We start from the raw sequence: 20203 nt of genomic DNA, 5'->3' as shown, positions 1-20203 counted from the left end.
AGCTGGCTTGTGTGAAGCGTGCATTCTGGGAAACCGATATATTGCGATACTGGTTGTTAATTATGAGACCAGTACATGTTTATTCTTTGACGGCTCCAGCGGCCAGCCCTGACTGCCAGTATCGTTGCAGCATTAAGAAGGCTATGACCAATGGGATTATGGTAATTAATGAGCCTGTAATGACAAGATTCTGAATTGCTTGACCTCCTGCAATGCTTGCTTGGTCTTTCCATTGGTTCAAGCCAATGGTGAGTGGGTACCAATCAGCATCCTTCAGCATGATGAGCGGAAGGAAATAGTTATTCCACGTTGCCACGATTGTGAACAAGGCCGTGGTTACAATACCGGGGGCCAGCAGCGGTAATGAAACCTGGAAGAATGTACGCAGCTCTCCCGCACCATCTACTCGAGCTGCTTCGAGCAATTCCGTCGGCACAGCTTGGTCGGAGAACACCCACATCAAATACAGTCCAAAAGGCGAAATCAGTGAGGGTATGATCATGGACCATGGCGTATTCGTCAACCCCAGTTTGGCAAAGAGCAAGAATTGAGGGACTGCCAATGCGATACCGGGCACGCTGATCGATCCGATTATGATTGCGAATATTGCCTTACGCCCTGGAAACCTGAATTTGGCCAACCCGTAGCCGCCCATAATGGCAAGCAGTGTCGCTCCTCCCGCTCCCACAACGACATAGAACAAGGTATTCAGCAACCAGCGCGAGAATATACCGTCCTGATAAGTGAAAACGGTGACGATATTGTCCCAGAGCGCAAAACTGCGACCTGGCCCAAGTCCGAAGGTCGATGTGAAATCAGCCTGCGTTTTGGTGGCATTAATCATCAAATAGATGAATGGGAACAGGCAGTACGCTGCGAATAATGCGCATAGGAGTGTCAGCAGTTTGCTGCGCCTAGGATTGGCCACATTCACGAACCCACTGCGTTCCGAACGGCGACGTTCCTCGGACTCATCATGCGCCACTCGCTTGGTACGTTCTTTTTCGGCCCTTCTCGATGCGCGTTCCAATTCTCGGAGCTCGCGTGCACTGAGACGCTCTTCAGCGGTGACCATCGACATTTCAGACCATCTCTTTCATTATTGTGCGAATACTTACTTCGGCGGATATATTTGCAAATCCGAGGCTGTAATCCCCCTCATGCACCGACAGATTTTCCCTCATTTCATCTGCTCCTTCATTCCGCGCAATTGGACCGCATATGCAACCGCCATGGTGATCAATGCCATAACAATCGCAAGCGCAGCCGCATAATTACTTTGGTTGCCAGAGAAGCTCAAATTGTATGCATACATATTGGGCGTGTAGTAGGTGGTTACCGCATTGCCTGGCACCATATTCTGCAAAATACTCGGCTCATTGAAGAGTTGGAAAGAACCAATGATTGAGAAAATCACCGTAATTGCCAACGATCCACGCAGTTCCGGCAATTTGATGCTCTTAATCACCTGCCATTCAGAGGCTCCGTCAATCGATGCTGCCTCATATAGCGAATGCGGAATTGTGGAAAGTGAGCTATAGAAAATCAACATGTTGTATCCCGTATATCCCCAAGTGACAATATTGCCGATGGATGCGAGTAATACCGATGGCGAGAGTACATCCACCTGCCAGCCGAACCAAGAATTCATCGAGCCAACCAAGCCATATTTCGAGCCGTATACGAATCCCCAAATCAGAGTCGAGACCACGGCTGGCACTGCATAAGGCAGGAAGGTTGCAATACGGAAGAATTTGGTACCGTGCAATTTCATCGAGTCAATTGCCAATGCCATGGCAGCTGCCAAGAAAAGCATAATTGGTACCTGCACAACTGTGAATATGGCCACGCGACCTACTGCACTCCAGAATTGTCCATCTGCGAAAAGGCGTTGATAATTAGCCAAACCAACAAATCGATTGCCGCCTATCATCCTGTTTTGGAAAAAAGATATCCAAATCGCATACAGCACTGGCACAATGAAGACCAATACGAAAACAGCCGCAAATGGTCCAATAAACTTCCACCCACGCCAATCGCGTCGATGCGCATTGAGCGGGACATCTACCCTAGCTTGTTTCGTCGCATCTCGTTGTGCTGAGAGGGAGATGCTCAAGCCGCCCTGCGCGACCAGCTTCGCTTGCCCTGACATTGTGTTCTCCATTCACGTATTACTTATTCGACTTTGAAAGCCTTAGGGGGTATGCAGCTCGCAAGGCGGTGGCGAGACAAAATACATGTCATCAATGCTCGTCACTGCCCCGCGATGACTACATCTGAGCAATCAGCCCACACACCTTTAGTCGTTATCGGTGACGCTGTATCCCTGTTGCTGACCGTGCTCAGCCAATGCCTTGCTGTAATTAGCAAACGCCTCACTCAGCGTAATTTCCTTGGTATATGCCTTGGAAATCTGATCACCAAAGGTGGTCTGGGCATAGGGGTTATAAGGCAAGTACTGAAAGTCGGTGACTTTGCGCTGTGCCGCCTCAGAAAGCACTTCGTTAACGTTTTGTCCGCCAAAGAAGTCATTCACCTTTTTATTGGCTTCAGAGGTGGGATCGGTGAAGGATGAAGACTCCAGAATTTTCTTCAAGCTTGGGAAAGTACCGGTCTCAGCCATGGTCTCCGCACCTGCACCATGAGTGAGATAATCGATGAACTTATATGCTGCGGCCTGTTGCTTCGACTGCTTTACAATTGCCAAAGCAGAACCACCGTCTTCGGCGGAAATCTCCTGGCCTTCCTCCCATTGAGGAAGCTGAGCCACCCTCCAGTTTCCTGCTTGATCAGGAGCACCATTCATAAGATTCACCGGCATCCAAGCGCCAATGGTTAAAGAAGCCAAGGTACCGTCATTAAGGGAGCGGTTCCAATCGTCTGACCAGTTGGCAATATTAGTATCAATGAGGTCCTCATCGATCAACTTCTGCTGGAATTCAATATATCGCTTCATTCCAGCATCCTTGGTCATATCGATAGTGATACTTTCGCCATCAACTTTCCACGGCTGCGCACCTGCTTGCCAAGCCTGCGCGGTGAAGGGTTGGTATTCCATCGAAGAACCGGAATTATTGGTAATATATGAGCCGATCGCACGGATTTTCTTAGCAGCCTCATAATAATCATCCCAAGTTTTGATGGAGTCACCATCAACTCCTGCCTTGTCGAATACTACCTTGTTATAGAAAAACACTTCTGGACCCGAATCGATAGGCAATGCGAAGGTTTGGCCATTATATTGCAACTTATTCCAAGGGCCTGCTGCGAAATCATTGGCATAATCGGCGGCGCCCATATCACTCAAACTCACCAAATCGCCGGTTACCGCAAATTGGGTTACAGTCGGATCTTCAAGCATTACTACATCAGGTGCACCGCTTCCCGCTGCAATCGCGTTAGTCAAAGCCGTTTGGGTGTCCGACGCAGTGCCGGTGTTGTTGAATTTGACCGTGATTCCAGGATTCGCTTTCTCGAAATCGGCTATCAGATCCTTCATGGTATTGCCAGAATCCCAGCCCCAGAACACCAATTCCGCTTTATTGGCATCTCCTGCAGATGCCGACGCATCCGAACCACCGCAGGCCGCCAAGCTAGCCAACATAGCTATTGAAGCTGTTGCAGCGAGAATCTTTGTCGCGTTTTGCATATGGTCTCCTTCCGACGCCGCCATTGCGATCTCTCAATATGTCGCATTCAAACTTTGATCGATACCGTTATCGATGAGTCCGACGGCAGCATCATCACCTACATTTCAGGTGATACATCTGTGTACCACAAAAATGATGATACTCCGGTGTACCAAAATGTCAAATACCTAAATAGCCAACTTTTACAGGTCAAGTTATTGCTGAAATGAATACTTGGAAACTGTACAAATGGCATGCTTGCGCTTTTTGCACACTTCAGTCAGCAGCCGTGTACTTCTTGGGACTTCTCAATCCGCTTTAGCGCTTTATTAAAATTGGAAGGAAGCCGTCAATCGCCTTACAAACTATTGGACCAAGCATTCAATAAATACCCATGGCTTCGAGCTCTCCACTGACTGTTGTCGGGTCATTGCCATATCTCATATCATCCCATCCAGCGTGTCCACAGTGACCATTCATGCCATCAAAGTGACCACGCAGGCCTTACAACACGCATATACGTCACCGAAAGAGCGCAGGTCCACTCTTGCAATTTTCGCACCATTCCAATCTTTTCTGCGCTCCCGACACCACAACCATGCCTACAAGGCATAGCAATTATGAATGATGGGACATTGGTTGGTCGCATTCCTTGACATCACAATGAAACCACTCCAAGGCCCGCATGGCAGCGGACACCTGACAGTAAGGAAGCGAATGCAACGCCCCGCACGGCAGCGATCGGCATTGCAAGGAAGGACCGACGATGTTAGAAATCAATATGGATGACGTCATTGCAGTCATCCAATCCATAACACCGCAGCTCATCGCCATTGCCGTTGCAGTGGTTTTGGGCATCGTGATCACTATCGCAGTGAACAAGCACACCGTCGCAAACACGGCAAACCGCAAACTCATCCACTCAACCAGCTGGGTCGCAGTAGGCATTGCCGCAATAGTGGCCGTGGCGCTTATGCTCGCAGGCCCACTGAATAGCATGATTACCATGGCCACAGCCACCAAACACGAGCTGTCACAGGATACCATCAACTCCACCAATGAGCTGGCAGTCAATATCGAACGCGAAGGCATCACGCTTTTGCAAAACAATGACGATATGCTGCCGATCAGCAATCCCGGCAATCTCAATGTGTTCGTCTGGGCTTCCACGAACCCCATTTACGGCGGAACCGGCTCCGGAGCACTCTCCGACGCTTATGACACAACGTCAATTCTCGACAGCCTGCACGACGCCGGATTCAAAACCAATGACGAGCTGACCAAGTTCTACACCGACTATTCGACCGAACGCGGTGCCATAACAGTCACCTCAGCCGATTGGACGCTGCCCGAACCTCCTGCTCAAACATATGGCGACAGCCTCGTGCAGGATGCCAAGGACTTCTCAGATAGCGCAATGATCGTCATCGGTCGTATCGGCGGCGAAGGTCTTGACCTTCCCACCGATATGAATGCCGAGGGCACCACATATAACGAAAACTCCAGCGATTACAAGGATTTCCCGGAAGGGACCCATTATCTGGAGCTCAGCCAGTCCGAACGCGATATGATCGACCTGGTCACCTCCAACTTTGACAATGTGGTACTCGTATACAACGGCGCCAACGCTTTTGAGCTGAATTTCGTCAATGATTATCCGCAGATCAAGTCTGTGGTATGGGCTCCGCACCCTGGTCAGGCCGGCTTCCAGGCTCTTGGCGAGGTCTTGAATGGCGAGGTCAACCCCTCAGGCAAGACTTCGGACACCTTCCTCAATGATCTGACCAACACTCCTAGTTGGAATAACTTCGGCAACTTCCCCTATGACAACGTGCAGGAATTTGAAGTCGAGTCCGCCCGTGGCGTCCGCTCGCCTCGATTCGTGAACTATGTCGAAGGCATCTATGTGGGGTACCGTTTCTACGAAACCGCCGCGGATGAAGGCCTGATCAACTACGACGAAACCGTGCAATACCCCTTCGGATATGGTCTGAGCTACACCTCGTTCAGCCAGTCCATGGGCGACGTGACCTACAATGACGGCAAGGTTTCCTTAGACGTAACGGTAACCAATACCGGCAATAAGGCAGGCAAGGATGTGGTCGAGGTCTATTCCAATCCTCCATACACCAATGGCGGCATCGAAAAGGCTTCTGCCAATCTGGTCACCTTCGAGAAGACCAAGTCCCTGAACCCTGGAGAATCGCAAACCATATCCATCTCCTTCGATGACGATGTTTTGGCATCCTACGACTACAAGAACGCCAAGGCCTACGTGCTGGAAGCCGGCGACTATGGCATCTCCATCCGCTCGGATTCACACCACGTGATCGATTCGAAGAACATCACCGTATCGGATACCGTGACCTACGACACCGACAGCAATACTCATAACGGCGACAAAACCGTGGCCACCAACGTGTTTGACGAAGCCAATGGAGACGTGAACTATTTGAGCCGCGCCAACCAGTTCGCCAACTACGCCGAGGCGACCGCGGCTCCGACGAACTACTCCATGCCAGATGACGTGAAGGCCACCTTCACCAATAACGGCAACTACGACCCGACAAAGTCCAACAACGCTTCGGATGAAATGCCGACCACAGGCGCCAAAAACGGCGTGCGTCTCATCGACTTGCGAGGCAAATCCTACGACGATCCTCAGTGGGATTCCTTGCTTGACGAACTCACATTCGACGAGATGGATACGCTTATCGCCAACGCCGGTTATCAGAATGCCGCCATCAAGTCCATCGGCAAGATTCGCCTTTCCGATGTGGATGGCCCGGCAGCGCTCAAGGATAATTTCACCGGAGTGAGCTCAATCGGCCTGCCTTCGAATATTGTGCTCGCCTGCTCTTGGAACAAGGATCTCGCTCGCGAATTCGGACAGAATATCGGCGATATGGCTCATGAGATGCAGGTTTCCGGTTGGTACGCACCTTCGGTGAATATCCACCGTTCCGCATTTGGCGGCCGTAACTTCGAGTATTTCTCCGAAGATCCAGTGCTGACAGGTGATCTTGCTGTACAACAAGTACTTGGCGCTGACGATCGTGGCGTCTACTCCTTCACCAAGCACTTCGCCTTGAATGAGCAGGAAACCCAGCGCAATGGACAGCTGTGCACTTGGGCCGACGAACAGGCAATCCGCGAGATCTACCTGCGCCCATTCGAGACCATCGTCAAAGCCGATGGTGATGCGCAGGCCATGATGGGCGCATTCAACTACATCGGCAACCTTTACGCCTCGGCTCATACCGGATTGAATAACACCGTATTGCGCGGCGAATGGGGCTTCCGCGGATTCGTGGAAACCGATTACTTCTCCGGCACCAACTACGGCTACCAGACCGGAGATCAGGCAATCCGCGGCGGCACCGATGCAATGTTGGCAACCACCAGCACCACCAACCACATCACCGATAAGTCGGCGACCTCAGTGAAGGCCATGCGCACAGCGGCTCACAATATCCTCTACACCACTGTGAACAGCTGGCGCTATGCCGATGGCGAGCCGACCGAGTCGATGGCAGCTTGGAAGGTTGCAGCAATCACCACCGGCGTTGTGCTCGGATTGCTGTTGGCAGGATTGGAAGTACTCGCAGTCAAGCGATTCCTCTCCCGCCGCAAGAAAACGGTAGAAGTATCCTCCGCCCAGTAGCCACAAATAAATATCCATTCGGATCGCACGATTCGATAGAGAGGGAGCGTCAATCCCTGTCCAACATGGCATGAACTCCCTCTCACCTATTCTTGGGATTCTCGGCGACTCTCCTCCCGAATTTCCCAATCACCATAAACCAGCGGGGTCCGGCAATTCCAGTGTCCGGACCCCGCTGCTTTGTTGCAGGCAAACGATCTGCCCGCTGTTTCCATCGCGCGATAGTATGGAAAGTACCTGAAAGCCGCAGCCCACAAGACCGCAGCCGGGCAGGCACTACCCAGAGAGAAGGTCAAACATGGCCTCTACATCACGAGGCAACAACCGAACCGGACTTGATTTGCGTGTTCTGCGTTATTTCATTGCAGTCGCAGAGGAAGGCAATATCACATGGGCAGCGGATTTATTGCAAATCTCACAGCCCACATTGTCTCGGCAATTGCGCGGCATGGAACGTTCCCTCGGCGTTCGTTTATTTGATCGCAGCACTCATGCAATGACGCTTACTGCTGAGGGACGTCTGCTCTACGACCGCGCCAAAACACTAGTCGCTTTAGCCGATAAGACGGTTCAGGATGTTCATAGCGCCCAAGGTGGATTATCCGGAACAGTGACTCTTGCCTGCGGAGAAACCCGTAATCTGCCCTGGGTCCTGGATCGAATGGCGTCCTTCCGTAAGATCAACCCAAATGTGCAATTTAGCGTCCTCACATACACTGCCGATATTGCCAAAGCTCAGCTGGACCAAGGCATTCTTGACCTTGCCATATTGGTTGAACCCGTATCAGTTGAAAATTATGACTACATTCGTCTGAACAAGCATGACATATGGTGCGTTACCGTACCTGAATCCAGTCCTTTGGCGCAACTAGATCATATTGAACCGAAGCACCTCTCAGGCCAAACGCTATTGTTGCCTGCAAGACCTGAGGTGCAGCGTGAAGTGATGAATTGGCTGGGTACCTATGCCGATAGCATCAGCATTGCCGGCACATGCAATTTCAATCTCAACGGCAATCTGATGGTCGCCGCGGGGCTTGGAATGCGTATCGGTTTTGATATGGGCCATGAGGTTTACGGCACTAAGAATATCCCCTTGAATCCGCCTGTCGAAACTACTTGCCTACTTGCCTGGCGACGCGGACGCATCCTTGCTCCCGCAGCATCAGCATTCACTGAGTACGTATTCGAAGCATTGCATCATGATAATTGAGGCTGTTATTGCCACTCCCACATACTTACGGCTCCGCTCTCCAAACTAGAACAGCGAAGCCGCTTATCAAGGGATATTTTTGAGAAAATACAATGGACTAATACTTATAGTGCGCTCAGTGGCAGTCACCATCGATGCTGCAGGCACCGCCTGCTTCGCCACCACCGATTCCAGCACCTATGCTTGCACCGCCATTGGTGGTGTCAACGGAAAATTCCTTGGCCAAAAAGTCGATGATGTCCATTGATTCATACAATGGCTCTCCGTCGATGAACAGGCAAGGAACCTGACCCTTGCCGCCAACAGCAAGCAAACGCTCACGATTGGCAGGATCAGTGATGACATTGCACATTTCCACGCTTATGCCATGCTCATCCATAAAGTCCATGACTTTGTGGCAATACGGACAATCGTCCTTGTAAAACAGCTCGAGCTTCTTTGCCATATTGTCTCCATTCAACGATTGGTCGGGCTTCTCGCGCAGCCTGAAATAATGTCAGCAATTGCAATACTACGAAATTCAATTCATGAACGACGGTGTTCTTTCGCTGTAGGCAATGTCGATGAAAGTATATTCATCAAAGAAGGAATGCAAATATGCTGAAGCGGGACCGACCCCCAAAAAGTGCCTGCCCCGCTTCATACGCGTTAGTCATAACCAACGCCCATCGCTCTAGCAATGCTTATGCCTTATGGCATCTGATCTTGCCAAGTATTGTCCCTCAATGGAGGCCGCAACCCGGTAAGATCAGACACACAGGCTCAGCGCTCGTCTGACTTACGACGCCTGTTGACTGCGATCACACCGGCGATGCCTGCTGCAAGACCCATCACAGCCACGACTGCTGCTGCAGCCATGTCAGAACCGGTCTTTGCCAGCTTGGCGCCGCGCTTGATCTGTGCCTTGGAGACACCACCAACGGTGATCGTGAACTGATCAATCACGTTGCCGTTGCCATCCTTGACAGTCACGGTGATCTTGTCGCCAGGCTTGGCATCATCGTCGGTGACAACGGTGATGGATCCGTCAGGATTCAGCGTTGCCTTGCCTGGTCCATCAACGGTGACAGTGGAGCCGTCAGGCACCTTGCCGCCGTTATTCGGGATCGTGGTGGAACCGCCAGGGGTTACCGTGCCATCATTCCAATCCGGACCCTTGTCAGGCTCGGTGACGGTGACAGTCACGGTATCAACGGTGTTGCCATACGGATCCTTGACGGTCACGGTAATGGTATCGCCAGGCTTGGCGTCACCATTCGGAGTGACCGTGATGGAACCATCAGGGTTCAAGGTTGCCGTGCCGGGACCGTCAACGGTGACCGTGGAACCTTCAGGAACCTTGGTGCCGTCATTGGTGTTTGGCAGGGTGACAGGAACACCAGGCTTGGTGGTTCCGTCATTCCAGTCCGGCAAGCAGGAAGCCGCTGCCATGGACTTGAACTTCCACTCGATCTTCTGATCGCCGGAGAACTGGTAACCAGCAGCCGGGGTTGCGGTGACGGTCACTTCTTCGCCGTATGCGTAGACGTAGTGTCCGTTAGCATCCGCGGTGATGGTGTTGCCCTTCGAGTCGGTCACAGTGTAGACCACACCGGTGTCGCTAGGCAGAGTCACATAAGGTGCCACTGCGCAGTTAGCCGGGTCATCCGCTGATGGGTTCACAACGAACGGGTTGCCGTTCGGATCCTTGCCATCCGGATTGAAGGTCGGAGTCGATTCAGCTGGGTTGATGGTGGCCTTGCCTTCAGCAGGATCGGTGGTCTTGCCGGTGGTCTTGTCGCCATCAGGCTGGTTGTAGTTGATGACTACCTGATATGGCTGATCGGTCACTGCTTCGGTTGGGGTACCGGAGATGACGCACTTGCCGTCCTCATAGGAGGCAGTCAGACCTGCTGGCAGACCGGTTACTGTGCAACCGGTAATATCGGCCTTGCCTGGGTTGCTGATCGGAACCTCAACAGGGGTGATCGGACTGCCGACAGTTCCCGTGATAGTTGGTGCATCGTCATCAGTTACTGACGGGGCGATTGTGCATCCATTTCCATCAACAGTTGCACCTTCAGGAGTGTTGGCGCACTGATCCTTGTCATTCGGAACGCCGTCACCATCGTCATCCTTGGACTCGGCCGGGCTGATGGTATAGGTACCGGTTGCAGGATCGGTGGTTGCTGCTGCGCCATCGGCTGGCGTGTAGCTAATGGTCACCGTGTAGTTGCCGGTTCCCTCTTCGGTAGGAGTACCGGAGATGGTGCACTTACCATCCGCGAAGGAAGCAGTCAAACCCGCTGGCAGATCGTTGACCTTGCAGTCAGTGATGGTGGCCTTACCAAGATTGCTGATCGGAACCTCGATAGGAGTGATTGGAGTGCCGACGATACCATTCACTGCTGGGGCAGAGCCACCAGCAACGGACGGAGCCACGGAGCAACCGTTTTCGTCAACTTTTGCACCTTCAGGAGTGTTGGCGCACTTATCCTTGTCGTCATCCACGCCGTCGCCGTCTTTGTCCTCGTCCTGGTCAGTTACCGTGACTGGGACAGACACAGTGTCGGTAGAACCGTCCTTGTAGGTCACCTTGATGGGGATCTTGTAATCACCGGTAGTTGCGTCATCATTCGCGGTAACAACGATAGAACCATCTTCATTCACCGTGATGGTTCCAGGGAAGTCACCCCGAGTTCCATCAGGCAGAGTGACCTGTCCATCCTGAACGAATGCGTCTGAGTCAGCCAACTCAGGAGTTGTGGTCTCGCCTGCAGCATTCTGGAATGTCGGCGCAGCAATGGTGGTAGTTCCACCCTGAGGAACACGGTTAGGTCCTCCGTAGACAGGGGTGTTGTTGTCGGTGATTTCAGCCTTCTTGAAGTTCACGAAGAGGCTGGCGGTGTTTCCGGTAATGGAAACGGTTTCGCCATCCTTCAGCTGGCTGTCATCAGCAATGCTGTAATCCGTGCCGTAATTTAAAATGCTTACGGTGTAATCACCCTTCGGGAAGGTAGCCAGACCGAAGTTGTGCACAACTGGATAGTCCTTGGCGCCAAGCCAATTGGATGCATCGCCAGCATTAAACACTGTGCCTGCAGGAACGGTTACCTGCACACCTTGGTTATTCGTGTAAGTCATATCGGACTTTGCAGTGAGGGTCACGGTAAGACCGCGCAGATCCGCGGGGAGCTCCGAACCACCGTCAGTGCTATCGCCGTTGGACTCAACAACAGTGCCGTCAATCTTGACGCCCTGGGTCACATGCTGGTAATCAGCGGTGTGGTCCGGATCGTCAGGAGTGCCGTCATTGTTGTTGTCAGGATCCGTTGCATCTGGGTCGCCATCGTGATCAGTATCCTTCAACACGATGAAGGAATCTGCGGATACGTCATTGCCGCCGGAAACCAGAACTGCGGTGATGACAGAGCCGTCAGCAATATCATCTGGAACGGTGTACGTGCATGAATCAGCTTCGGTCAAAGAGGTCAAGCCCTTGCCATCTGCATCGCAGGTCGCTAGCACCTTGCCCTTGCTGTCGCGCCATTCAATCTTGTTGTACAGAGGAGATAGCGCAACGCCGGTGAGCTTGAGCTTCGCAGTGTCTCCATTGGTTGCAGGATTATCGGTGACATCGTAGTTGGTGATGTTCAGGTTTACTGCAGTTCCGAGAATCAGACCAAAACCTACGTTGTACCATGCGCTAATCAGCGGTGCTGCAACTGGGTTGGTTGCAAACGTTGTGCTGTTTGGAGCGCGGAACAACGGAGCTGTGTAAGAAGAATAACTTTCCACAACATCGCCTTCAGGGTTCATTACGAAACCGTAGAAGTAGTTGCCATTGCTCCATGTACCTTCAGGGAATGCGAGCTGATAGTTTCCGTCGCTGTCGGTCGTGGTGTACACGGTTGCAGCGATATATTCAGGATGCTCGGTCAACAGTGTTGCAGCTACAGCAGATTGCTTTGCCTGTGGCTGCGATTCAACCTGAGACTTGTAAGCGGCCGCACCTTCAGCGGTCAGTGATGAGAACACCACCTTGTAACCGACAGCTGCCGGATCACCGCTGTTCTTGCCAACGCCGGTTGCGGAGTTTGCATAATCACCGTCGCCGGTTTCAAGCCATACCCGACCCTTTATTATGCGATTGCCCGTCAGCGTAGATTGGTTGTTGGTCCCATCAATCCACTCTGCCTCAGGCTTGGTCATGACACCCGTCTTCGGCATCACATACATGAAGACTGCAGTCTTCTGCATATTGGTTCCAAGCAGCGGGAACTGTCCAAGATTGCTGCCGGTTACGGAATTTACAAGGCTACCCGGGAACATGCCGCCCGCTTGGCGGAACATAGTTACGGTGTTACCACTTTCGTCCTGATAATCCTGGATCCACAGGCGGTAGTACTGACCAGCCACAGCGTGATACAGATGCTTCGTACCAGCTGCATCAGTCCATCCAGCTCTCAAATCGAAGCCATAGTCACCCGGTCTGCCATCACCATTGGCATCGACGTCATCGTGGGTGACTGTTTTGTAGATAGGGGACACCGCATTGTCGGTATCAATCCATTGCATATAAACGGTTGTGCCATCAGGAACGGCACTCAAACCACTGGAGAACGAGCTAGGACGTCCATAATCAGTCACGTATGCTGCACCAGAGAGCGTATTCCTTGCGTTCGATGCATCCGTAACACCCTTAATCCAGCCATCAGCAATTGCATCAGCTTCGATCACAGTCGCATTGGTCTCGTCCACAGTGGAACGATCGGAAGTGGCCGTCGATGCTGCAGAAGCATCCTGGCCATCCGTGTCTTGAGCCAAGGCAACGCCACCGACGCTGCCGCCCAACAACATGGCGCCGGTTACCAGAACGGCAGCCAGCTTTCGTGTTGGTATTTGCACTTTTACATCCCCTTTCACTACCTGGTAAGAGCCCACACCTTCCACTGCGGGCATAACTCACCTTTTCGGTCAGCAGAAACTATAAAGCGGAGTAGGGGGGGGGGGTGTCAAACTCACGGACATTGTTGAACGCTGCTTCCGATTACATAAATGAAAATTGAACAGGTTCGACGAAATCAGTATCGATATCCCGTATATCTTGAAATCTCACCGATTTATGAGGCGGTTCCAATGTAATTGCCAGCTCAGCATGCTTCATATTTGATATTTGATCAATTTCATTCCAGATTGTGAGCAAAGTCACAAATATCAAGGTTCTTAATTCCAAATTATGAACACTTTTCGACTAATTCCGGCCATATCGAATTCCCATCCGCAACTCAACAATGGGCTTTTGCCCTTTGCCTACAATGTAATGCGCAAATCGCTTCTCTCCGTCGAAGACCGTTTCACAAGCTTAAAATCTGCTGTCAATCTCTGAGGTTCAGAGATTTCACCATCTTCTTCAATCCGTCGCAGCAACAGATTTACCGCTTTGCTTGCCAAATCGGACAAATCTGTGCTTACTGTGGTGATCGACGGTATGAAATATTCGGTTTCATTAATGCCATCAAACCCGACAACCGCCATATCTTTCGGAACACTAATTCCACAATCTGCGAGACCTCGTATGAAACCCATGGCAATAGTATCAGTCATGCAAAATACGCCGTCATACCGTCGCCCAGATTTCGCAACTCGGTGGGCAAGATCTCGGGCTTCTTCGGGATTCCAGAGCACATGAAGAAAATTCTCCGGCTCGACTTCAATGTCATGCTCATCAAAGGATTTCAAGCATCCATATAAGCGCCGTGCCGAAACAGATGTGCTCTGCAAATCCTCGGTCAGGCTTTCGTAGTGTGCGCCCACAGCCAATATATTTTTGCACCCAATCTCAATGAGATGATCTATCGCAGCTTGTGAACCTGCTTCACACGGAGTATTAACCGTATCAAACACCGGATCCGGTGAAATATCATCAAGCAACACCATCGGCTTTCCTCCCGAGAGCTGACGGAGCTCCTCATCGTTCACATTGCCGGGGCTAAAAATCATCCCATCACAAAGCTGACTAGTTACTTTTTGCAAAATGGCTATTTCACCCTCTTTGGAGTTCGAGGTCTCTTGGACTATTGTCTGCAAACCGTGGCGGTTTGCCTCGCGAGATATGGCGGCGCCCATCTCAGAAGGATATGCACGGTCCAACTCAAAAATAGCCAGACCAATCACTCCATTACGACCTGATCTCAGTGATCTGGCAGACAGATTCGCCGTATAGTGCAGCGCCCTCGCAGCTTCCCGAACCTTGGCAGCAGTCTGCGGCACTATACGAGGATCTCCGCGCAACGCATACGATGCCGTGGCTCTCGACACTCCCGCTGCTTTCGCCACATCACTCATCGTGACCATTTCGACCCCTTACTACATAGCAGCAACGCACCCATCGCGATTTGGATTCCGCATCATCGCCTTCCACCAAGTCCTCGATGTGTCGCATTCAGTGTACAAAAGGATTTGACACGATTCAACTTTTGGGTGTATAACAAACATACACCTTTTGAATCGTGTCAATAAATCGATTCAAAATAGATTGGCATCGCAGCCATATCGAACGAGGTAATGGTCACACAACAGTCACAGACGACATAACCCCAAGGAGAGCGACATGAACCTCACAAAACGCATCAAACAAATCATCGCAGCCGCTGCTGCTGCATCAATACTGCTTCCACTTGCTGCATGCGGAAGCTCCTCTGACTCAGGCAAAACAAAAATCAGTTTTCTAAGCTGGGATAACGAACAAATAATGCAACCATTCATCGAAGAATTTGAAAAGGGAAACCCAGATATAAGCATAGATTTCAGCTACGCCCCTCCCACTGCCGAATATATTCAAACACTGCAGACAAGATTGGTGGGAAATCAAGCTCCAGATGTGTTCATCATCACTTCTGAAAATAAGGACGATCTGATCGACAATGGCTACGTACTGGATATGACTGGAAAGTCATATACGGAAAAGCTGTCGCAAGCAAATATGGATTTCGTTTCAAGAGACGGAAAACTCTACGGCCAATCCACTTCATCTTGGGCGGCAGGCATAGCGTACAACAAGGAACTCCTGCAACAAGTGGGCTACGACACTGTTCCATCAACTTGGGACGAATTCTTGGATCTTTGCAAGAAGCTTCAAGATGCAGGAATCAGCCCCTATATTGAAGCAATTGGCGATGGCGCAGACCGCATCCCTGATTCGTTCACGGGCGCAATACTCGCAAAACAGGGTATCGGCGTCACCACACTTGCATCTGAGAATCCACAAACTCCTGGAGAGCACGAAAAAGAAGGCATAGCTGCCTGGATGAAGGTGTACGAGCAAGGCTACGCATCTCGCGACAATGTGGGAGTAAGCGGCGATGATGCAAAGAGTCAGTTCGCTAGCGGACAAGTGGCTATGTACACCACAGGCGCTTGGGACTTCTCATCCTTTGAACAAGCTGGCTTCGATTGGGGATTCGCGCCAATTCCCGCACTTGATTCCGACCATGAGCAATATGCACAAGGGCCGCCATCCCCCGGCCTTGCAATATATTCCAAACTCACTGGCGATAAGCTCACGGCAGCTGAAAAATTCCTTGACTTTATGGTTTCCGATTGGGCTCTGAACCAAAGAAGCAACAATGGCGATGCCGTAACCGTCGAAGGATTCACCTCTGACGTATCCGAGCAGTACAAAGATGTCTACGAAAATAACGTCAAAACAGGTAAATATTTCCTTATGACCAACTTCTATTCAAATCCGGATGTATTGATTTCAACTAATACCGCCGAGATACAGCAGCTGGTCCAAGGAAGCATCGCGGTCGATCAATGGGCGAATAACGTTGACGCAAAAATGGCATCTGCACAGTAGCATCTAACAACTTATCAGCCCCGCATCCTTGCCTCCCCTCACCCCAACGGGCAATAGCAGGGATGCGGGCTACGCACCGGTCTTTCAAAACACATCCGCCTCATTATTATGCCCGAAAAGGGAGGGCTTAGCCATGAACACTGCGACCGCGGTACAACAATTGCCGCAATTAGATGAATCCACATACCGAAAGCGCCGCAGATCACGTGCAATCCACGATGACATCACATCATTGTGGTTTCTACTCCCAATCCTTGCACTCTTTGTGGCACTTTTTCTTATACCACTGCTCCGGACGCTCTATTATTCATTCACTGATTTCAACGGCTATAGCATGGATATGCATTGGGTTGGCCTAGAAAACTATAGGAAGGTATTCACGGACTCTTCGACCCTTCAAGGTCTTGGCTTCACGATTCTGTATGCCGTCGTAGTAATGACCGGTGTCACGGTCCTTGCCATTCCCCTAGCTGCGGTGCTCAACAGAAAATTTGTCGGCCGCAACTTTGTACGATCGATATTTTTCTTCTTTTCCGTGCCTTCTCTGGCAATCATGGGCATGGTATGGAAATACATATTCTCCCCCATGAAAACGGGTGTCGCGAATTCAGTGCTTTCACTCATAGGCATCGACCCAATCCCTTGGCTTAGCAATAACGCACTCGCCAAATTCTGTGTCATTTTCATCGCTATTTGGGCACAAATTGGCTGGCATGCAACGCTATATCTGGCTTTCCTGCAGGCGATCCCCTCTGACTTATACGAACAAGCGACAGTTGATGGCGCAAATAAGTTGCAACAGTTTGTCCATATAACTTTGCCTCAACTGACTCCGGGAATAGTAACTTCAACATTCTTACTGATGTCAGGCGGATTGAAAGTATATGATCTCCCATACACGATGACCAAAGGCGGACCAGGATATTCCACTTATACGGTCACTCAATCCATCATTCAACAAGGCATTGGCCAATCTCAGTATGGCATCGGTTCGGCATTGGCGGTCTTGTTCTTTATCGCAACAGGAATTGTTGTTTTCCTGCAAATAAGTTTTTCCAATTTGATCTCGAGGAGATTCCAATAATGTCTCAGCACGCACACGGCCTTACGCCAAAATCACGCAAACGATTGGGATCCGCAGCGACCAGCATCATCATGATTGCGCTTACATTACTGTGTTCGATTCCTCTTTGGTACATAGTCATAAATACGTTTAAAACCATTGCCGATATGAACACCAACCCACTCGGCCTACCTAAAGAATGGACACTTGATAATTACATCAAGGCGTTCAAGACTGTCCCTATTCTCCGCTCACTATGGAATACGGCCATCGTGACATTCTTTGGCGTTGCCATCCAAGTAATCGTCGGAGCCCTTGCCGCATACGGCATGATCCTCCGCAAATCCAGATTCACCGCAGCAATTGGTGCAATACTGATGATCGCATTCGTCGTGCCAGCACAATCCACACTGATTCCGCTCTACCGTATGGAAGCCAATTTACATTTGGTCAACACATTTGCCGGTCTGATCCTCATCTACTTGGGTGGTGCAGTATTTTGCTACTTCCTGATTGTCGGATATATGCGTTCATTGCCCTTTGAGCTTATTGAAGCAGCACGCATCGATGGAGCCGGACCATTGAGGATTTTCTGGAATATCGTCATGCCACTCATAAAGCCTATTCTCACCACAGTCATTGTCTTCCAAACCATGGGCACATGGAATGACTTTATGAATGCAAATATCTTTATCAGTTCTTCAGAACTTCGGACCATAGTGCTGCAGGTTTATAACGCAGTAGGACAGTTCTCGACGGACTGGCCGAGCTTTATGACCATTACTGTGCTCGCACTGCTCCCAGTGTTTATATTCTTCATTTTCTGCCAGAAATGGATTGTTTCCGGTCTGATTGCCGGCTCCGTTAAGGGCTAACACGTGAAGGATTGAATTATGAATATACAGGGATTAATGAAACCTGACTCTGGTGGAGATATCGAGTTCCCTAGAACAACAAACCGAGCAGGGGCAGGTAAGCTATCCCACAAAGTGGAAATCACCAGTCAAACGGATAAACATACGAGCGCGAACCACGTTGGGCAGCAGTCTAATATCCCTCGACGGGAAAACAATACCGTTCTACATACCAATCCTTTGAGGCGATATTGCTCAGATCCGAACCTGGCTATCTTCGATAACCGATACTTTCTCTACTGCACGGATGATGGTCTCGACGAATGGAGTTCTACCACATTCAGCGTGTATGTTTCTGACGATTTAGCCTCTTGGCAACGATACCCCGCATTGGATTTACACGACGTTCCTTGGTGGAAAGGGGAAGGCGGAGCTTGGGCTCCTTCGATTGTCCGCAACGCCGATGGACGGTACGTCTTCTTTTTCGTTGCTGATTCCCAAATCGGTGCTGCTGTCGCGAATAGCCCATATGGACCTTTCTCTCCATTTCCTGAACCACTAGTGAGGCAAGGCACTTTCAACTGCCACACCATCGACCCCGGTGTTTTCATGGACGATGATGGTACCTCATATTTTCTATGGGGCAACGGCAGAGCTTGGATTGCGCCATTCTCGGACGATTGCACCACCTTTGACGCAAGCCAAGCATTCAGTTGGATTCCAGGAAATTTCAGAGAAGCAATATGGATCCACAAAAGAAAAGGCATTTACTATGCGAGCTGGTCTGAAAATGACACGCGGGATCCCGAATATTGTGTGAAATACTCGTCTGCAACATCTCTAGACGGTCCGTGGAGCAAGCCTTGCATTCTCGTGCAACAGGATCCCACGCTGCATTTGTACGGCACTGGACACCACAATATCGTGAACATTCCGGGTACCGATGAATGGATTATTGCCTATCACCGCTTCGCATTCCATCCGAACGGACGTTGGGTTGGTGGTGATGGCTGCCATCGCGAGGTGGTATTTGCACCATTGCATCATCTACCTGATGGTTCTCTCGAAGAAATCCACCCCCAAGTCGGATCTTATGCAAGATTGTTGTTGGAGAATCAATGAAGTAGTTCTGTAGTCCCTTCCTGCTTTTGGACTGATCTCCATGCACCATTTACCATTAGATGAAGCAATCCCATAACATCATGGAAGGTTCTCGGTGAACGATTTGGAAACATCATCACTGACCATAATGTTTGCATGTCGTCAAAATGCAGGTCGTTCTCAAATGGCCGAAGCCATTGCCAAATCACTTGCACCAGAAGGTGTAGAAATTCTCTCGGCAGGCTCCGAACCAGCAGATGAGGCCCATCCTGTAGTTGTTGAGGCACTGGCGGGCATCGGGCTCAAACCTTATTCACAGCCAAAACAGCTCAAACGTGAAAACGTAGAGGTATCTGATTGGGTAATCACCATGGGATGTGGGGAATCTTGCCCATATGTTCCGGGAGTTCACTACGAAGATTGGGACATTCCTGACCCGCATGGCAAAAGTCTCGAAGAGGTCAGCGCCATCAGGGATCAGATCACCGAGCGCGTGCATGATCTGCTACGGCGTATTGCCGCGATTCGTTAATCAATACTAAAGCCCGCATACCGTGCAACGATATGCGGGCTCAATCATTAGTATTCCAGTTATTACTCCTTGAACCTCTTTCGGAGGCTGAGAACGGGGGTTAATGGACAAAATGTGTGTCTGATGGTTGGCGTCGGGGTTTGTGCTTGTTGGTGTGTCGGGGTTGTTTTAACGGTTTTGGTGTTAATGTCCGGGTTCGTTTGCTTTTTCGGTGTATGTGTGCTGTTTGATTGCTGTGCATGGTCAAGAGGAAATCGTCCCGTGCCGCGTTGTGTGAATTGTGCGGCGGGTCCGATGCGCAAGAACG

At 50.6% G+C, this 20203-nt stretch carries 13 protein-coding genes and 1 pseudogene; 7 read left to right on the top strand and 7 right to left on the bottom strand.

From position 1 onward, the window contains the following. Window positions 1-79: 79 nt before the first annotated feature. The 3 genes from BITS_RS07940 to BITS_RS07930 form a co-directional block, all read right to left on the bottom strand. Entirely contained in the window at window positions 80-1081 is a 1002-nt protein-coding gene (locus tag BITS_RS07940; protein ID WP_026642356.1) for a carbohydrate ABC transporter permease, read from the bottom strand. A 99-nt stretch (window positions 1082-1180) separates the two neighbouring features. Then, the gene (locus tag BITS_RS07935; RefSeq protein ID WP_238556580.1) at window positions 1181-2152 is read right to left on the bottom strand and encodes a carbohydrate ABC transporter permease; all 972 of its coding nucleotides are present in this window, start codon (window positions 2150-2152) and stop codon (window positions 1181-1183) included. Between the two features lie 147 nt (window positions 2153-2299). After that, on the bottom strand, window positions 2300-3649 hold the full coding sequence (locus BITS_RS07930; protein ID WP_026642358.1) for an ABC transporter substrate-binding protein: 1350 nt from the start codon (window positions 3647-3649) through the stop codon (window positions 2300-2302). Between the two features lie 746 nt (window positions 3650-4395). On the opposite strand from BITS_RS07930, the gene BITS_RS07925 reads away from it, so the two are divergent. Then, a complete protein-coding gene (locus BITS_RS07925; RefSeq protein WP_026642360.1) occupies window positions 4396-7293 on the top strand; it encodes a beta-glucosidase in 2898 nt (965 codons plus the stop codon). 298 nt (window positions 7294-7591) lie between these two features. Next, window positions 7592-8506 (top strand): LysR family transcriptional regulator, encoded by a 915-nt coding sequence (locus BITS_RS07920; RefSeq protein WP_044259762.1) that lies wholly within the window; start codon window positions 7592-7594, stop codon window positions 8504-8506. A 115-nt stretch (window positions 8507-8621) separates the two neighbouring features. On the opposite strand, the gene BITS_RS07915 is transcribed toward BITS_RS07920, so the two are convergent. The 4 genes and pseudogenes from BITS_RS07915 to BITS_RS09785 all read right to left on the bottom strand — a co-directional run. Continuing rightward, on the bottom strand, window positions 8622-8951 hold the full coding sequence (locus tag BITS_RS07915) for a glutaredoxin family protein (protein WP_026642362.1): 330 nt from the start codon (window positions 8949-8951) through the stop codon (window positions 8622-8624). Between the two features lie 317 nt (window positions 8952-9268). Beyond that, window positions 9269-13447, bottom strand: coding sequence for a Rib/alpha-like domain-containing protein (locus tag BITS_RS07910; protein WP_026642363.1), 4179 nt, complete (start codon window positions 13445-13447; stop codon window positions 9269-9271). Between the two features lie 351 nt (window positions 13448-13798). Next, window positions 13799-14662 carry a LacI family DNA-binding transcriptional regulator gene (locus BITS_RS07905; protein WP_238556579.1) on the bottom strand — a complete coding sequence of 288 codons (864 nt, stop codon included), beginning with the start codon at window positions 14660-14662 and terminating at the stop codon, window positions 13799-13801. A gap of 48 nt (window positions 14663-14710) precedes the next feature. Further along, window positions 14711-14833, bottom strand: a pseudogene (locus BITS_RS09785) (LacI family DNA-binding transcriptional regulator); the annotation flags it as partial. 265 nt (window positions 14834-15098) lie between these two features. Between BITS_RS09785 and BITS_RS07900 the strand changes: the two are divergent. The 5 genes from BITS_RS07900 (at window position 15099) to BITS_RS07880 (ending at window position 19896) form a co-directional block, all read left to right on the top strand. Further along, window positions 15099-16346, top strand: coding sequence for an ABC transporter substrate-binding protein (locus tag BITS_RS07900; protein WP_026642365.1), 1248 nt, complete (start codon window positions 15099-15101; stop codon window positions 16344-16346). A 133-nt stretch (window positions 16347-16479) separates the two neighbouring features. Further along, the gene (locus tag BITS_RS07895) at window positions 16480-17430 is read left to right on the top strand and encodes a carbohydrate ABC transporter permease (protein WP_081693554.1); all 951 of its coding nucleotides are present in this window, start codon (window positions 16480-16482) and stop codon (window positions 17428-17430) included. Then, window positions 17430-18284 carry a carbohydrate ABC transporter permease gene (locus BITS_RS07890; RefSeq protein WP_034534063.1) on the top strand — a complete coding sequence of 285 codons (855 nt, stop codon included), beginning with the start codon at window positions 17430-17432 and terminating at the stop codon, window positions 18282-18284. The genes BITS_RS07895 and BITS_RS07890 overlap by 1 nt, the downstream gene beginning before the upstream one ends. An 18-nt stretch (window positions 18285-18302) precedes the next feature. Further along, window positions 18303-19385 carry a family 43 glycosylhydrolase gene (locus BITS_RS07885; RefSeq protein WP_238556578.1) on the top strand — a complete coding sequence of 361 codons (1083 nt, stop codon included), beginning with the start codon at window positions 18303-18305 and terminating at the stop codon, window positions 19383-19385. A 94-nt stretch (window positions 19386-19479) separates the two neighbouring features. Continuing rightward, window positions 19480-19896, top strand: coding sequence for an arsenate-mycothiol transferase ArsC (locus BITS_RS07880; RefSeq protein WP_026642368.1), 417 nt, complete (start codon window positions 19480-19482; stop codon window positions 19894-19896). Window positions 19897-20203: the final 307 nt, after the last annotated feature.

Origin of the sequence: Bifidobacterium tsurumiense (assembly GCF_000741765.1) — a bacterium.
GTDB lineage: Bacteria > Actinomycetota > Actinomycetes > Actinomycetales > Bifidobacteriaceae > Bifidobacterium > Bifidobacterium tsurumiense.
This window is presented reverse-complemented; position numbering and strand designations above follow the sequence as displayed.

Bases quoted from the DNA above. Each gene is read 5' to 3' on its own strand.
- BITS_RS07940 (WP_026642356.1), bottom strand. From the start codon at position 1,081: ATGTCGATGGTCACCGCTGAAGAGCGTCTCAGTGCACGCGAGCTCCGA.
- BITS_RS07935 (WP_238556580.1), bottom strand. From the start codon at position 2,152: ATGTCAGGGCAAGCGAAGCTGGTCGCGCAGGGCGGCTTGAGCATCTCC.
- BITS_RS07930 (WP_026642358.1), bottom strand. From the start codon at position 3,649: ATGCAAAACGCGACAAAGATTCTCGCTGCAACAGCTTCAATAGCTATG.
- BITS_RS07925 (WP_026642360.1), top strand. From the start codon at position 4,396: ATGTTAGAAATCAATATGGATGACGTCATTGCAGTCATCCAATCCATA.
- BITS_RS07920 (WP_044259762.1), top strand. From the start codon at position 7,592: ATGGCCTCTACATCACGAGGCAACAACCGAACCGGACTTGATTTGCGT.
- BITS_RS07915 (WP_026642362.1), bottom strand. From the start codon at position 8,951: ATGGCAAAGAAGCTCGAGCTGTTTTACAAGGACGATTGTCCGTATTGC.
- BITS_RS07910 (WP_026642363.1), bottom strand. From the start codon at position 13,447: ATGCCCGCAGTGGAAGGTGTGGGCTCTTACCAGGTAGTGAAAGGGGAT.
- BITS_RS07900 (WP_026642365.1), top strand. From the start codon at position 15,099: ATGAACCTCACAAAACGCATCAAACAAATCATCGCAGCCGCTGCTGCT.
- BITS_RS07895 (WP_081693554.1), top strand. From the start codon at position 16,480: ATGAACACTGCGACCGCGGTACAACAATTGCCGCAATTAGATGAATCC.
- BITS_RS07890 (WP_034534063.1), top strand. From the start codon at position 17,430: ATGTCTCAGCACGCACACGGCCTTACGCCAAAATCACGCAAACGATTG.
- BITS_RS07885 (WP_238556578.1), top strand. From the start codon at position 18,303: ATGAATATACAGGGATTAATGAAACCTGACTCTGGTGGAGATATCGAG.